Source organism: Kribbella sp. NPDC006257, from assembly GCF_040613535.1.
In the GTDB taxonomy this organism is placed as follows: Bacteria; Actinomycetota; Actinomycetes; order Propionibacteriales; family Kribbellaceae; genus Kribbella.
This window is the reverse complement of record NZ_JBEXSJ010000027.1, coordinates 1-14,062: the sequence shown is the minus strand read 5'-3', so window position 1 is coordinate 14,062 and position 14,062 is coordinate 1. Positions and strand designations below refer to the sequence as shown.

Annotated in this window: 14 protein-coding genes and 1 tRNA gene; 7 read left to right on the top strand and 8 right to left on the bottom strand. The window is 65.7% G+C overall.

The window, feature by feature from the left end; translation table 11 throughout:
* Window positions 1-37: 37 nt before the first annotated feature.
* Window positions 38-679, bottom strand: a complete 642-nt coding sequence (locus tag ABZ004_RS28045) for an SMI1/KNR4 family protein (protein ID WP_355684057.1) — start codon at window positions 677-679, stop codon at window positions 38-40.
* Window positions 680-916: 237 nt separating this feature from the next.
* Window positions 917-989 (bottom strand) — tRNA-Thr (locus tag ABZ004_RS28040).
* A 2-nt stretch (window positions 990-991) separates the two neighbouring features.
* Here ABZ004_RS28040 and ABZ004_RS28035 point away from each other — a divergent pair.
* Entirely contained in the window at window positions 992-2,371 is a 1,380-nt protein-coding gene (locus ABZ004_RS28035; RefSeq protein WP_355684056.1) for an MFS transporter, read from the top strand.
* Here the strand turns inward: ABZ004_RS28035 and ABZ004_RS28030 are convergent.
* Window positions 2,343-3,527, bottom strand: a complete 1,185-nt coding sequence (locus ABZ004_RS28030) for an MFS transporter (protein ID WP_355684055.1) — start codon at window positions 3,525-3,527, stop codon at window positions 2,343-2,345. The two genes, ABZ004_RS28035 and ABZ004_RS28030, sit on opposite strands and share 29 nt — an antisense overlap.
* Window positions 3,528-3,661: 134 nt before the next feature.
* Complete coding sequence (locus ABZ004_RS28025; protein WP_355684054.1) at window positions 3,662-4,594, bottom strand: LysR substrate-binding domain-containing protein; 933 nt, start codon at window positions 4,592-4,594, stop codon at window positions 3,662-3,664.
* Between the two features lie 96 nt (window positions 4,595-4,690).
* Between ABZ004_RS28025 and ABZ004_RS28020 the strand changes: the two genes are divergently transcribed.
* Window positions 4,691-6,142, top strand: a complete 1,452-nt coding sequence (locus tag ABZ004_RS28020) for an aldehyde dehydrogenase family protein (protein ID WP_355684053.1) — start codon at window positions 4,691-4,693, stop codon at window positions 6,140-6,142.
* 68 nt (window positions 6,143-6,210) lie between these two features.
* On the opposite strand, the gene ABZ004_RS28015 is transcribed toward ABZ004_RS28020, so the two are convergent.
* Window positions 6,211-7,005, bottom strand: a complete 795-nt coding sequence (locus tag ABZ004_RS28015; RefSeq protein ID WP_355684052.1) for an NPP1 family protein — start codon at window positions 7,003-7,005, stop codon at window positions 6,211-6,213.
* A 617-nt stretch (window positions 7,006-7,622) separates the two neighbouring features.
* The gene (locus ABZ004_RS28010) at window positions 7,623-9,224 is read right to left on the bottom strand and encodes an amidohydrolase (RefSeq protein ID WP_355684051.1); all 1,602 of its coding nucleotides are present in this window, start codon (window positions 9,222-9,224) and stop codon (window positions 7,623-7,625) included.
* A 29-nt stretch (window positions 9,225-9,253) separates the two neighbouring features.
* Between ABZ004_RS28010 and ABZ004_RS28005 the strand changes: the two genes are divergently transcribed.
* The 4 genes from ABZ004_RS28005 (at window position 9,254) to ABZ004_RS27990 (ending at window position 11,378) form a co-directional block, all read left to right on the top strand.
* Window positions 9,254-9,709 carry a PaaI family thioesterase gene (locus tag ABZ004_RS28005; RefSeq protein WP_355684050.1) on the top strand — a complete coding sequence of 152 codons (456 nt, stop codon included), beginning with the start codon at window positions 9,254-9,256 and terminating at the stop codon, window positions 9,707-9,709.
* Window positions 9,710-9,753: 44 nt separating this feature from the next.
* Window positions 9,754-10,329 (top strand): GNAT family N-acetyltransferase, encoded by a 576-nt coding sequence (locus ABZ004_RS28000; protein ID WP_355684049.1) that lies wholly within the window; start codon window positions 9,754-9,756, stop codon window positions 10,327-10,329.
* A gap of 86 nt (window positions 10,330-10,415) precedes the next feature.
* A complete protein-coding gene (locus ABZ004_RS27995) occupies window positions 10,416-10,769 on the top strand; it encodes an SPW repeat protein (RefSeq protein WP_355684048.1) in 354 nt (117 codons plus the stop codon).
* Between the two features lie 6 nt (window positions 10,770-10,775).
* Window positions 10,776-11,378, top strand: a complete 603-nt coding sequence (locus ABZ004_RS27990) for a helix-turn-helix domain-containing protein (RefSeq protein WP_355684047.1) — start codon at window positions 10,776-10,778, stop codon at window positions 11,376-11,378.
* A 7-nt stretch (window positions 11,379-11,385) separates the two neighbouring features.
* Here ABZ004_RS27990 and ABZ004_RS27985 read toward each other — a convergent pair whose 3' ends face one another.
* Window positions 11,386-11,973 (bottom strand): TetR family transcriptional regulator, encoded by a 588-nt coding sequence (locus tag ABZ004_RS27985; protein ID WP_355684046.1) that lies wholly within the window; start codon window positions 11,971-11,973, stop codon window positions 11,386-11,388.
* An 84-nt stretch (window positions 11,974-12,057) separates the two neighbouring features.
* Between ABZ004_RS27985 and ABZ004_RS27980 the strand changes: the two genes are divergently transcribed.
* On the top strand, window positions 12,058-12,948 hold the full coding sequence (locus tag ABZ004_RS27980; protein WP_355684045.1) for an SDR family oxidoreductase: 891 nt from the start codon (window positions 12,058-12,060) through the stop codon (window positions 12,946-12,948).
* A 7-nt stretch (window positions 12,949-12,955) separates the two neighbouring features.
* Here the strand turns inward: ABZ004_RS27980 and ABZ004_RS27975 are convergent, their stop codons facing one another.
* Window positions 12,956-13,945: a DUF4037 domain-containing protein gene (locus ABZ004_RS27975; RefSeq protein ID WP_355684044.1), complete on the bottom strand. Its 990-nt coding sequence runs from the start codon at window positions 13,943-13,945 to the stop codon at window positions 12,956-12,958.
* Window positions 13,946-14,062 lie beyond the last annotated feature (117 nt).

Below are 14,062 nucleotides of genomic sequence, written 5' to 3'. Positions count from 1 at the left end.
TCAACGCGTGTGGGTGGGCCTGTCTATGGCCGACGTGTCACTCGTGCGCTGTGAACCATCGCAGGTAGCCGTCGTCTATTTCTGCCAGCTTTGGGCGCAGTTGCTTCGCTGGCCAGACGGCTCCGTTTGAGTAGGACTGGAGGGCTGGGCGGCCGTCGTTGAGCGCTTGGGCGACATCGTCGAGCATTTCGGTGACGCTGCCCCACCAGGGGGCCGAGGCTCCGCTGCCCTCGGCGTACCACTCGACGACACACCCGAACTGATCACCGTCGCGCAGGTCGACGTAGATGAGGCCGGCGTCGTAAGCGTCTGCGATTGGTAGGAAGCTGTCGAGCCAGTCTGTCGTTGGGTGTCCGGCGGGGTGGCTGTCGCCTGGCCAAGGTCCGGAGCCGTGAATGCCACGCTGGATCTCTTGCAGCATCTTTCGCGACGAGAGCATTTCCATGACCGGTATGAGGTTGTAGAGGGTCGGGATGAGCGAGCCTCGGATCGCGCGGTGCTGCGTGCCGTTGGCGAGTTCAAGCAGTTCGACCAAGTCGGCTGGGAGTGGGCGGTTGATCGCGGCCTGGAGGTACCGGAGGTCGACGGGTGTGGCCGGTGGGTTGACCAGAGTGGCGGCGGTCGGGTGGTGTACGGCGAGCCAGCCGGTGATCTGGGACCAGGATGTCGCGACAGTCATGCGATCGCGGTGATCCGGTTCGCTGCCCCGGTGTTGGGGCGAGTGGTGTGGGCGCTCGGCATGGGCTGGAGTTTAGGGCGCCCTTGAGTTCAGCGAGTGCTCTTGAGGTCGGCGGTGGGCGTGGGGGCAGGCGGGCTCTTGGCCGAGCGTGGGTTGGGCGGGCGCAGGAGTGCAGGAACTGCTGCGGGAGCCGCGTGGGGGCGTACGCGTGCGGGCGGTCCTGGGGAGCTGTATTTGAGCCGGTGAGGGGACTCGAACCCCTAACCCCCGCTTTACAAGAGCGGTGCGCTGCCAGTTGCGCCACACCGGCCGGTGTGCCGGTCCATCGTAGAGGATGCGGGGCGGTGGGGATGGAAATGGGTGTGGGGAGCGGGTTGGGGTGGTGTTGGGTGGGGTGAAGGTGGCGACGGCGGGGGCTGTTGCCGGGGCTGGAGGGGAGGTGGCTGGGCGGTGGGTGACGGCCGGGCTGTGGGGGATGGCGGTGCGGCGGGAGACGGGGAGCCGCGGGTGGGGGCGGTTGCGGTGTTGCGGGCCAACGTGGGGTTTCGGCGGTTGTGGGTGGCTCGGTCTGTTTCGTTTTTGGGGGACTCGCTGGGGTTGGTGGCGTTGTTGTTGTACGTCGAGGCTGAGACGGGGGCGGCGTTGGCGGTGGCGTTGTTGTTGCTGGCTGGGGACTTTACGCCGGGGTTGTTTGGGGCGTTTGCGGGAGTCATCGGCGACAGGGTTGATCTGCGGAAGGTGATGGTGGGGTGCGATCTTCTGCAGGGTGGGTTGGTGGTGGTGATGGCTGTGGTGTTGCCACCCTTGCCGGTACTGCTGGGGTTGGTGGCCATCAGGAGTTTGGTGGCTCAGGTGTTTCAGGCCAGTTCGCGGAGTGCGGTGCCGGCGCTGGTGGCAGATAGGGATTTGGAGACTGCTAATTCGGCGTTGGGGGCGGGGACGCATGGGTTGGAGGCTGTGGGGCCGTTGATTGCGGCTGGCTTGTTTTTGGTGCTGGATGTGCGGGGGATTTTGGTTATTGATGCGGTGAGTTTCTTTGCGTCGGCGGTGTTGTTGAGTCGGTTGCCGTCTATGCCTCCGGTGCACAGTGACGAGGGCGGGTCGGTGTGGGGGAACGCGCGGGCGGGGCTGGGGTACATCTGGAGGACGAAGGTTGTTCGGGTGATCGGGCTGGGGTTTTTCGGGGTGGTGGCGTTCAGTGGGGTTGATGATGTGGCGATGGTGTTTCTGGCCAAGGATGAGTTGCATGCGGGGGATTCAGGGGCGGCTGCGTTGTATGCGGGGGTGGGGATCGGGTTGGTGGTGGGGTTTGCGCTGCTGACCAGGTTTGCGGGCATGACGAAGATGCTGCCGTTGCTGGTGGTGGGGTTTGCAGTGACGAGCGCGGGCAATCTGCTCACCGGATTGGCTTGGGCGGTGTGGGCTGCGCTGGCGTTGCAGACTATTCGGGGGCTGGGGATCGCGGCGCTGGACGTGGCGATCAATACGCATTTGCAGCGCGTGGTGCCGGCGAACATGTTGGGGCGGGTGTTCGGGAATCTGTACGGCGCTATCGGGTTAGCGGCGGGGATTTCTTATGTGTTTGGCGGGTTGTTGCTGCAGCACACGGATGCGCGGGTCACCTTTGTTGTGGCGGGCGCTGGTGGGCTGGTGGCTGCGGGGGCTACTGCGGTGGCGTTAGCTCGGCAATAGGTTTGCGCAGGGCGCGGGCTCCCGGTACTGCGACCAGCGCGACTCCTGCCATCACCAGGAAAGCCACTAGTGGGTGGTCGACCAGTAGGCCCACCGCTACGGCTACTACGAGGCCGCCTAGGTTGCCGGCCATCCAGATGAGGCCGGCGCCGGTGCCTTCGGCTTCGCCGGTACGGCGTTCTACCAGTTCTAGGACGATGGGGAGGGCTGGTAGGAGGAGGAAGCCGATGACCGTGATGGCTATGAAGCCCATGGCTGCGGACGGGAAGACGGCTAGGAGGCAGCAGGCTAGGGCTGTTACGGAAAGGCTTAGGACCAGTAGGGAAGATTCGGCTCGGTGGCGGACGACCCACACCGGCACGAGAGCGCTTCCGATCACGCCCGCGACTACGTTGATGAGCAGGATGGTGCTGGCTGTTTCTGCGCTCACGCCAGCCGGCTCCAACAACGCCTGGGCGAAGGTGGTCATGGCTACGAAGACGCCGAAGGGGAAGATCGCCAGTAGGGCTACTCGACGGATGAGGGGGTCGCCCCAGGCGATCTTCAAGGCGCCTCGGACGGGACCGCGGCGTTCGACCTTGTGTTCGCCGGGCTTTCGCAGGGCGACGAGCATGATCAGGGCGGCGAGAACGCTGAAGGCGGCTGAGAGCCAGAGCATCGTGGGTAGTTCGTCGGCGTCGGCCAGGATGGCGGCCATTATGAAGGCCACGACCATGCCGGCGAAGACGCTGGCGGTGCCGACGGCGATGCCGGTGGGGCGGTCCTTTTCGGCTAGGTAGCGGCCGGTGATTCCGGTGACGGCGTTCAGGACCAGGGGCTGGGCTACGGAGGCTAATAGTTGGCCGACTAGGAGCCAGCTGTAGTTGTCGCCGATCAGGCGGACCGAGGCTCCGACGGCGGTGAGAATAGCGCCGATCAGGAGACCGGTGCGGAACCAGCGGTCCAGGACCAGGCCGGCGGGGATGGAGAGTACGACGTACAGCAACGGAAAGACCTGGGCCAGCCAGCCGATGGCGCTTTCGGAGACGCCGTAGCGCTCGGAGGCGACGGTGGTGACGCCGGCGAAGTTGAGCCAGACGAGTTGGGTGGCGGCGCCGACCAAGGCATAGGCCACGATCGCCGACCACTTGCTGCGTACTGCGACGACCTGAGTCATGGCCCTCCCCTTTAAGCGAGGACCTTAAGGGGAGATTGTGGCCTCGTGAAACAGCAGAACCGCAGCGGATCTACAACGATTGGTTGTCAGCGGCTCTGGGCGGGTGAGTGTAAGGAAGGAACGAGGTGAGGGGCTCAAGGGAAGGAAGGCGGAGGGGTGGAGCACTCGATTAAGGCCAATAACTCGGGCGAAGAGTCGCGGACTTCGCGGGCGACGTCTATGAAGCGGTCGACCAGTTCGTTGGGCTCTCGCCACCCGATGCCCAGCACGGCCCCGCCGGCGTCGGAGATTGGAACGTAGCGGACGCGGGGATGGGCCGTGTAGCGAGCCGCTCCGGCGACGGTGATCGCACACGCGACGCCGGACGCGACGACCTCGAGTTCCTCGGTCTGCGAGGAGGTTTCCCGTACGACGGTTGCGGCATGAGAACGATGGTCGGCCAGGGTCCAGAAATCCCGCCACATTGTGTCCGCAGATCGGCCTATCGCGAGCGGCTCATCCAGGATCTCGCTCACGGAGACTGACGAACGAGATGCCAAGCGATGCCCGGCCGGCAGCATCAGCATCAGAGGTTCTTCGAAGAGCCTCTCGAAGTGGAGGTCCTTGACCTGCACCGGAAGCCGCAGCAGCGCGAGATCCGCCGACCCGTCGGCCAACCCAGAAGAAGGATCACTGAAGCCGTATTCGCGCAGTTCCACCCGTACGCCGGGGTAGCGGTCCGCGAACGCCGAGGTGATCGGCGTGGTGAGCTCGAGCGCCGCCCCGATCATGAACCCGAGTCGCAGAGTCCCACCGAGTCGCCGCCCCTCCTGCTGCGACGCCAGTACGCCGGCGTCCAGCACCGCGAGTGCCTCTCGGGCCGCGGTCAGGAACAGTTCGCCGGCCGGGGTCAGTGAGACACTCCGGGTCGTCCGCCGAAGCAACGTCGTACCGACTGATTCCTCGAGTTCGCGGATCTGTTTGCTCATCGCCTGCTGGGCGACGTAGAGCCGCGCGGCCGCCCGGCTGAAGTGCAATTCCTCGGCGACCGCGACGAAGTACCGGAGCTTGCGGGTGGAGACGTCCACAACAAAAGAGTGTAGATCCCCGGAGAACTCGCTGTTTCACTCCGCGCCGCGCGCTTCCTAGCCTGAACACTAAACTGGAGCGCGAGGAGACCATCGATGATGTTGGAGTCCTACCAGCCCGCGACGGGCGAGGTCGTCGGCAAGTATCCGGTGTTCGACGAGGCCGCAGTACAGGCAACCGTAGAAGCAGCACGCCAGGCCGCGACCAAATGGGCAGCCAAAGGATTCAACGGTCGCAAAGAACACCTGAAGGCCTGGAAACATCTCCTCGTACGCCGTATCGACGAACTCGCCAAGCTCATGCAAGAGGAAACCGGCAAGCCTCTCGACGATGCCCGGCTCGAATGTGTCGTCGCCATCGACCACCTCGGCTGGGCAACGAAGAACGCCGAAAAAGTCCTCGGTCCGCGACGAGTCCCATCCGGGCTGATCGGGATCGACTTCGCGGCCGCGGTCGAGTATCAGCCGATTGGTGTGGTCGGCGTGATCGGTCCGTGGAACTACCCGGTGCTCACTCCGATGGGATCGATCGGCTACGCCCTCGCCGCCGGAAATGCCGTTGTTTTCAAGCCGAGTGAGTACTCGACAGGCGTCGGGGTCTGGCTCGTCGACACCTTTGCGGAGGTCTCGGAAGAGCCCGTTCTGCAAGTAGTCACCGGATACGCCGAGACCGGAGCAGCGCTCTGCAAAGCGAACGTCGGCAAGATCAGCTTTACCGGATCGACGGCGACCGCTAAGAAGGTGATGGCTGCCTGCGCCGAGACACTGACGCCGGTGCTGATCGAGGCCGGCGGTAAGGACGCGGCGATTGTTGCCGCTGACGCCGATCTCGACAAAGCTGCGGATGCGGTCGCATTCGGTGCCTTCGGCAACGCAGGGCAGACCTGCGTGGGGATCGAACGCGCGTACGTCGAGGCTTCGGTGTACGACGCCTTCGTCGACAAGGTGAGCGAACTGGCCGGCCGGATCACGGCCGGCGTGGAGATCGGGCCGATCACGATGCCGAGCCAGGTCCCGGTCATTCAACGGCACATCGAGGATGCGCTGGCACGCGGCGGGCGGGCGGTTGTCGGCGGAGTCGGGTCGGTGCGAGCGCCGTACGTCGAACCGGTCGTGCTGGTCGGCGTACCGGAGGACAGCGAGGCTGTGCAGGAGGAGACGTTCGGTCCGACGTTGACGATCACGAAGGTCGACGATCTCGACGAGGCGGTGGCCAAGGCGAACGGGAGTCGCTACGGCTTGGGCTCCGCGGTGTTCTCAAGGAGCCGGCGTACGGCGTACCAGGTGGCAAGAAGACTGCGATCCGGGATGACCTCGATCAACTCGGTGCAGTCGTTCGCGGTGATCCCGTCGCTGCCGTTCGGCGGCACCGGGGACTCGGGCTTCGGGCGGATCCACGGGCCGGACGGGTTGAAGGAGTTCACCCGGCCGAAGGCGATCGCGCGCAGGCGGTTCACAGCGCCGGTGACGACGCTGTCCTTCAGCCGGACGCCGAAGGACATCGCCAAAACGCTCAAAACACTGAGCTTTCTGCACGGACGTCGCTGAGGCGGGCGGAGCTTTCTGCATGTGAGTCGCTGAGCCGGGCCGACCAGGGGCCCGCCTCAGCGACAAGCTCAGGCCCAGGGATCGAAGGGGATTCCCGACGGCTTCGACGCGTTCAGGAGGTTCCGGAACCGGTCGTCCTTGTCGGTGATCTTGATGGTCGCCGAACCGAAGTCGGCGTTCATCAGGATGTCCCGCAGCGAGGTGGTCGGCCAGCCGTTCCAGTCGACCAGCGGCGGGTAGCGCCAGTTGTGGTAGTGGTTCTCCGGCGGCTCGTCGTTGGTGTTGGCGAGCCGGAAGAAGTGCGTGCTCAAACCGTCTTTGTGATAGACGACCTTCGGGTGCGTACCGTCGAAACGCAGCTGCGACCGGGTGTAGGTCACCTGGCTACTGTGCTGCGTCGTGGTCACGTACTGGACCTCGTTGGCCGACTGGTTGATCCACGAGATGACGTGCTCGAAGTCGTGCCGGTGACCGCCGAGACTGCTGCCAGCCACGGCCTGGTCCTTCTCGAAGTAGCTCGCGTAGACGACCGCGCACCAACCGTTGTTGCACTTCGACCGGGCGTACGTCTGGGAGTTGTCGAGGTCGGACTGGTCGTGGCAGCTGCCGTTCACGGCACCGCTCGGATTCAGGCCGCCGTTGAGCGTGCCGTCCGGACCGATCGCGGGCGTGGCGTAGCAGCCGTCGGTGTCGTAGTCGTACGCCGGGGAGAAGGACTGCTCCCAGCCACCCGCGTTCTGTGGGAGATGCGGAGGCGGTGCGGCGAAGGCCATTGCGGCACTGGTGACCATCAGCGCTGCAGTACCGAGGGCGACGCCGAGGACACGGCGCTTCCCCTTCTTCTTGGGGGGTTCAACTCTCATGCGGCACTCTTTCGGGAGGCGCGTCCGGCAGGGCGAACCACCGGATGCGGGGGCGGCATCCATCCCTTCCGACAATGACAGAGAAAGTGAACGCCGACCCGTCTGCCGCGTGTCCACCAAGAGGCCGAATCCTGCTGCCCGCAACGCGCCGCTGACAAAGGCGCAGTTTGTTTGGCTGCCTCGCCTAGGTCAGGTTCGGGTACTTCGTAGCCATGGCGATCATCTCGGTCGTCCAGGGCTACCCCAGATGAGGCGACACGACCAAGGGACAGAGCCCGATCCTCGGCGAAGAGGCGGCCCACCTCCTGCAGTCGGGGTTCACCCCCTGCTATAGCAGGAGGTGAACCCCGCCGAGAGGAGCGAACCCCGCCGAACCAGGCACGGGGTGGATCTGCAGGCAGGCAGTAGTCGGATCGAGGGCGCCAATCGGCGACCGGTCACGCTCCGACCGTCCGGGTTCGGGGGCGGACTGCCTGGCTGGAGGTCCGGGACGCTGAACGGGAACCTCGTTGCTCTAGTCGGTGACGACCGACAAGTACTTCGAGCGGCGGTGACTACCGCCTTGCGCTCTACTCCACTGCCATGAGTTGGGATGTTGGGAGTGCGGTCACTGCTGGTTAACCGAAGACGCGGTCTCCTTCGATGTAGGTGGCTGTGACGCGCGCTTGGCTGATCTCTTCTGGTGGGGCGCGGAAGGGGTCTCGGTCGAGGATTGCCAGGTCGGCGAGGAAGCCGGGTTCTAAAAGGCCGGTCTGGTTGGCGTGGTTTAGCCAGGCGCTGCCTGAGGTGTAGGCGGCTAGGGCTGTGGTGAGGTCCAGTGACTGTTCGGGGAGGAAGGGGGCCTCGTCGTCGGTCTGGCGGTTGACGGCGACGTGGATGGCGGCCAATGGGTCTGGGCTGGAGACCGGCCAATCGGATCCTGCGGCGAGCCGGGCGCCGGCGCGGTGGAGGTCGCCGAAGGGGTACTGCCAGCCGGTGCGCTCCGGGCCGAGGAACGGGATGGTCAGCTCGAGCATCTGCGCGTCGTTGACCGCCCACAACGCCTGCATGTTCGCCGTGACTCCTAGCGTGGCGAACCGGGCGATATCCGCGGGATGAACCACCTGGAGATGCGCGATGTGATGCCTGAGATCGCCGGCCCCGTTGGCAAGAACGGCCGCTTCGAAGGCATCCAGAGCCTCCCGTACGGCGCGGTCGCCGATCGCATGGACGTGGACCTGGAACCCGGCGGCGTCGAGCGCGGTCACGTGCTCGCGCAACGCGAGTGGGTCGACGAAGGAGAGTCCCGCGTTCGGAGTACGGCAGCCGCAGCCGTCGTAGTACGGGTCCAGCATTCCCGCGGTGAAGTTCTCCGCGACGCCGTCCTGCATGATCTTGACGCTGCCCGCGCGGAGTCGTGGATAGCGGAGTGCCTCACGTCGTTCCACCAGGGAAGGGATCTGCTCGGCGCCGAGGTCGCGCCGCCACCAGAGGGCTCCGTTGACGCGTGCGGTGAGCAGTCCGTTGCGGGCCAGTTCCTCGTACGCCGGGGTCGAGTCGCTGAGATTCGCGTAGTCGCCGAAGATCGCGTCCTGCCACCCCGTGACTCCCAGCGAATGGAGGTAGGCCTGCGCATCGAGCAACGCGGCGACCTGCTCCTCGTGCGTCGTCGGTGGAACCAGCCGGCCGACGAGATCCATTGCTCCCTCGTGGAGCGTGCCGGTCGGGGTGCCATCCGGTCCGCGTTCGATCCGGCCGTCGGCGGGGTCCGGCGTACGGGCGTCGATGCCGGCGAGGGCGAGCGCCCGTGAGTTGACCCAGGCGCCGTGGTGGTCGGCGTTGACGAGGAAGGCCGGCCGGTCGCTGACGACGGCGTCGAGGTCGGTCGTGGTGGGGGCGCCGCCGGGGTAGTCGGGCTGGTGCCAGCCGCCGCCGAGAATCCATTCGGCTTCGGGGTGCGTCGCGGCGTACGCCGAGATCGTGCGCAGCGTCTCCGCGCGGCCCCAGACCGGCGACAGGTCGCAGCGTCCGCGCTCGAGGCCGCCTTGCATCGGATGGATGTGCGCGTCGACGAAGCCGGGCAGCAACAAGCCACCCGCGAGATCGACCACCTCGGCTCCGCGGGACGGTCCGAGATCGGGGCCGACGGCAACGATTCGGCCGGCCTCCACCGCCACTGACCATCCCGGCCGGTACCGCTGCCCGTCGAAGACCGACCCGTTGACGAAGACACTGTCCATCCACCCATTCTCCGCTTCCTGATAGACAGGTGCCGACACCGAAGGGGGACATCATCGTGACTGTGCACGAGGGCAACGTCGACGCTGAGGCGTTGAACGAGTTCGGGGTGGGGCGGCTGCCGGGGTTGATCGGGGTGGAGATCGTCTCGGTGGAGCCGGAGTTGGTGCGGGGGCGGACCGTAGTACGGGATGAGCTGTTGGCTCCGAACGGGTTTCTGCATGCGGGGACGGTGGTTTCCTTCGCGGACACGTTGTGTGGGTACGGGACGATCGTGAATCTGCCGGAGGGGGCGACCGGGTTCACGACGATCGAGTTGAAGAGCAACTTCCTCGGGACAGCGCGGGACGGGGTCGTGGTGTGCGAGGCGCGGCCGGTGCATCGTGGGCGTACTACGCAGGTGTGGGATGCCGAGGTCACCGCGGAGTCGAGTGGGCGGACGATCGCGATGTTCAGGTGTACGCAGATGGTGCTCTGGCCGAAGTAGAAATCGCCTCGCGGGGGCGATGGTGGGCGTGCGACGGTAGGGGTATGCCGCAACCGATTCTGCGGACCGAGCGTCTCCTGCTGGTGCCCCTTGCCGATGAGCATTTCGAGTTGGAGGTCGAGCTCGACTCCGATCCGGAGGTACTGCGGTATCTGTTCGGCCGGGCGCGGTCGAGGGATGAGGTGGTCGAGTCGCATGCTCGGCGGATGGCGCTGGGGAAGGTGGTGGACGGGCTCGGGTACTGGATCGCCTTCGGTGCCGAGGACAAGGACTTCGTCGGGTTGATGATGTTGCCGCCCGCGCACGGTCCCGATCAGCCGCACGATCCGACCGTGTGCGATCTCGGCTATCGGCTGCGGAGGAAGTACTGGCGTCGAGGACTCGCCAGCGAGGCGTCCTTAGTCCTGTTGCAGCACGCCTTCGAGACCGTCGGGCAGAGCCGGGTGATCGCGCAGACGATGGCGGTGAACGCCGGCTCCCGAGGCGTGATGGAAAAGGTCGGCCTCCGGTACGTCCGCACCTACTTCACCGACTGGGGCGAGGACGCCCTTCCCGACTCCGACCAGGGCGAGGTCGAGTACGAAATGACCCGTGAGATGTGGGCCGGAAGCAAGGCTTGACCGGGCGGTCAGTCAGGACGACACTGAAAATGTTCGGCCCGCCTATGGGAGCGACGGGACCACAGTTGGAAAGGTGGTCGGTCCGGATGAAGAGATGGACCCACCCGCAGGACTTCATTGCATTGCTCGCAGGGATCTACGCCTTCCTGTCGCCGATCTGGACGACGACAACGAGTAAGGCCACCACGACCATGATCGTGCTCGGCATTCTGACCGCAGCGATTGCTGTCGTCGAACTGGCCAGGCCCGATCTGCTGCCCGCTGAGGGCGCTACCGCACTGCTCGGCGTGCTGTTCTTCATCTCGCCGTGGGTGATGGGCTTCAGCGGCACCCACCCGATGGCCTGGACGGCCTGGATCGTCGGCGCCATCACCTTCCTGGTCGGCGCGGCGGATCTGCAGATCACCAGGTCGCATCACAAGCCCGCCGCGATGTCCTGACGGCAGATGCGGACGCCCCATCGGCCCCACCGGGTGCGCAAAGCCGACCCCGGTGGGACCGACGCTGCCCGGACCAGGATCCTCGACGCGGCCGAGCAGCTGTTCGCCGAGGACGGCTTCGACGCGACTCCGACGAAACGGGTCGCCGACCGGGCCGGCGTCGCGAAAGGGCTGCTGTTCTACTACTTCCCCAAGAAGCTCGATCTGTTGCGGGCGCTGTTCGCGGAACGGCTACCTCCGCATCCGCTGTGTGCCATTGACGACCTCGTCGTCGCCGGTGATGTGCCGGGTTCGCTGGTGCGGCTCGCCGGTGAACTCGACCTCGGCCGGCACGAGTCGCAGGTGCTCCGCACGATCCTGTTCCGCGAGGCGAGCACCTACCTCGAAGTACGGGATTATCTCCATGCGTTGCATTCCGGGCTGATCGAGCTGACCGAGCGGGTGCTGGATGCCGCCAGCCCGGCGTCGCTCGATCGGCGCAGGCGGCGTCAGGCCGCCGACACCTATGTGGCCGTTCTGTTGCACGAGGCAAATGCCCGCCGCTTCGACGGTCCTCTCCCAGACATCAACGCTGCCGCCGACATCGTGGCCCGAGCCCTGGCAGCCTGACGTACGGCTAGGCCTTCGAGGCTTTGGCCAGCGCGGCGGTGAAGGTTCCCAGTTCGGTGAGGGCCTCGTGTTCCAGGGCTGCCAGCGACCGGGTCTCGCCGTCGGCCAGCCATTGGAGGAATGCCACGGTGAAGACGGTGATGGCTGATTCGGCGGCGAGAGTTGCGGCGGGCTCGGCTACGCCGCGGGCCCGGAGTGCCTCAGCCACCGCCTCCGACAGCCTTGCCATCTTGAGGAGTTCCCGCTCCTTGAGTGGGGGGTTCGCCATGATGACCTCTTGGCGCTGGCGTGACCAGGTACGGCGTTCGTCGGGAAAGAACTCCCTGGTCGCGGCGAGGGCCGAGGCGACCATCTCGAGTGGCGAGGCATCCGGGGGAGCTGCGTTCACGCTGTCCACAAATGCGTGCTGGAGCGTGTCCTGGTTGTCGAACAACACCTCCCGCTTGTCCGCGAAGTGCCGGAAGAAAGTGCGCTCGGTCAGACCGACGCTCCGGGCGATCTCGCCGACGGTCGTCTGCTCGAAGCCCTGCTGCAGATAGAGCTCCAACGCCGCTTTCCGCAGTCGGTCCCGCGCCCCGGGCTCCCATCGCACCATAGGTGACAGACTACGTGATGACAGTGACTGACATGAGGGTGTAGGGATTGATGTCAGTCACTGTCATCAGAAGGAGATCTCCCCATGCGTGTTTTCATCACCGGAGCGTCCGGATGGATCGGTTCCGCCACCGTCGACGAGTTGCTCGCCGGCGGTCACGACGTCGTCGGCCTGGCCCGCTCCGATGCGTCGGCCGCGGCACTGAAGGCCAAGGGTGCCCAGGTCCAGCGAGGCGATCTCGACGACCTCGACAGCATCCGGACCGGCGCGGCGGCCGCCGATGCGGTCATCCATCTCGCGAACAAGCACGACTTCGGCAACCCGGCCGTCTCGAACAGCGCCGAGCGTGCAGCGGTGGAGGCGATCGGAGAGGCTCTGGCCGGATCGAACCGCGTCTTCCTGCTGGCCTCAGGTGTCGGGAGCGCGCCGGGACGCGCGTTCACCGAGCAGGATCCGTCGCCGCACCACGGCCCCGACTCGCCCCGTGGTGGGAGCGAGAACCTCGGGTTGGAGTACGTCGACCGTGAGGTGCACCCGGTCGTCGTGCGCTTTGCGCCGACCGTGCATGGCGACGGCGACCACGGCCTGATCAAGCATCTCGTCGGCATTGCCCGCGAGAAGGGTGTCGCCGGCTACGTGGACGACGGGGCGGGTCGCTGGCCCGCAGTACACCGCTCCGATGCCGGGCGGCTGGTCAGCCTCGGACTCCAGAAGGCGCCCGCGGGCGCGATCCTGCACGCGATCGCCGAGGAAGGAGTCCCCACCCGCGAGATCGCCGAGGCAATCGGTCGCGGACTCGGAGTACCGGCCGTCTCCGTCACCAGGGAGGATGCGCCGGCGCACTTCGGCTGGATCGGCGGATTCTTCGGCATGGACGTCCCCACGTCGAGCACGCTCACCCAGCAACTTCTCGGCTGGACCCCGACCGGTCCCACGCTGCTCGAAGACCTGGCCACCGACTCGTATTTCCGCTGAGCCGTGGTCAGTCGAAAAGGCGGAGTAGGCGTTCTCGGTCGCCGGGGAACCAGAGGATCTCCCGTAGCTGGTCGATGAAGCCGACCGGCCAGCGGGCGGCGATCTCTTTGACCAGAGGGTCTTCGATCTGAGCGGACAGTGCGGTGGGGAAGTCGCCCCAAGTGACTTTGAACGGGCGGTTCCACATTTGTTCCACCGTGAGAGGAACGGGTGGGGTGATCTCCAGCGAATTATGCCGGGTGGCGATGGCCTCGTACGCCGTCTGCAAAGCCGATTCGCGATCCTGCCAAGTCTGGGCGTGCAGAACCTGTTGCAGCAGAGGGGTCAATGAGGGGCCGCAGGGGAGCCGGGAGAACGCCGTACCGAACCATTTGGAGTAGGGGGCGTATTCGCGTTCCATCAAGAAACAAAGGTGCATCAGGTCGTCGACCAGTTGGGCGCCGATGACGCCGGAGCCTAGTTCGTCACCTACCGAACCTGCTCGGCCTACCAGGTTGAATTCGGGGTGGACGCGCCACCAGGCTGCGATCAGCAGGTAATACCAGACGTCCTGTGGGTAGTAGGCGAAACGAGCGCGAAGCTCTTCGAGGCCGACCTCGTCGTGGTAAACAGCGCCGGCGGTGATCATCCGGAGTCGTTGTTCCGGGAAGGTCAGCCAGTCGCGCGGTGCGATCTCCTGGGAGAGGTCGAAGGCCAGGTGCTGCTGGATGAAGCTCTGCAGGGTGTGCACGCTGAATTCGGTCTTCCGGCCCTCGAATTCAGAAGGCACCTTGGCCCGGAGCACTTCAACATCGTCCTTGGATTGAAGAAACAGCAGGACGCGGGGTTCCCAGTTGTGGTCCGTCGACATCTCGTCGTCGTACCCCAGGACTTCGGAACCGCGCCCGAGCAGTGCCGCACTGTGCGGCAGACCCGGAAAGGCGGAATCCAGGATCGGCCTGACAGCTTCCAGATAGAACCGTCGGCTCAATTCCTGGCCGGAAACGAAAGCAGACATGGCGAAACCCTACCCGCGCCCGCCCCCCCCCCCGCACCCCCCGGGCTTTGTCCAAAAACTGCAGCGCGAGGCTGTGCCCAAGTTTCTTATATCAGCGCAGATCGCCCCCCGGTACAG

Excerpts from the sequence above, each read along its gene's own strand:
- ABZ004_RS28045 (WP_355684057.1), bottom strand. The coding sequence starts at position 679 with ATGACTGTCGCGACATCCTGGTCCCAGATCACCGGCTGGCTCGCCGTA.
- ABZ004_RS28030 (WP_355684055.1), bottom strand. The coding sequence starts at position 3,527 with ATGACTCAGGTCGTCGCAGTACGCAGCAAGTGGTCGGCGATCGTGGCC.
- ABZ004_RS28020 (WP_355684053.1), top strand. The coding sequence starts at position 4,691 with ATGATGTTGGAGTCCTACCAGCCCGCGACGGGCGAGGTCGTCGGCAAG.
- ABZ004_RS28015 (WP_355684052.1), bottom strand. The coding sequence starts at position 7,005 with ATGAGAGTTGAACCCCCCAAGAAGAAGGGGAAGCGCCGTGTCCTCGGC.
- ABZ004_RS28010 (WP_355684051.1), bottom strand. The coding sequence starts at position 9,224 with ATGGACAGTGTCTTCGTCAACGGGTCGGTCTTCGACGGGCAGCGGTAC.
- ABZ004_RS28000 (WP_355684049.1), top strand. The coding sequence starts at position 9,754 with ATGCCGCAACCGATTCTGCGGACCGAGCGTCTCCTGCTGGTGCCCCTT.
- ABZ004_RS27995 (WP_355684048.1), top strand. The coding sequence starts at position 10,416 with ATGAAGAGATGGACCCACCCGCAGGACTTCATTGCATTGCTCGCAGGG.
- ABZ004_RS27990 (WP_355684047.1), top strand. The coding sequence starts at position 10,776 with ATGCGGACGCCCCATCGGCCCCACCGGGTGCGCAAAGCCGACCCCGGT.
- ABZ004_RS27985 (WP_355684046.1), bottom strand. The coding sequence starts at position 11,973 with ATGGTGCGATGGGAGCCCGGGGCGCGGGACCGACTGCGGAAAGCGGCG.
- ABZ004_RS27980 (WP_355684045.1), top strand. The coding sequence starts at position 12,058 with ATGCGTGTTTTCATCACCGGAGCGTCCGGATGGATCGGTTCCGCCACC.
- ABZ004_RS27975 (WP_355684044.1), bottom strand. The coding sequence starts at position 13,945 with ATGTCTGCTTTCGTTTCCGGCCAGGAATTGAGCCGACGGTTCTATCTG.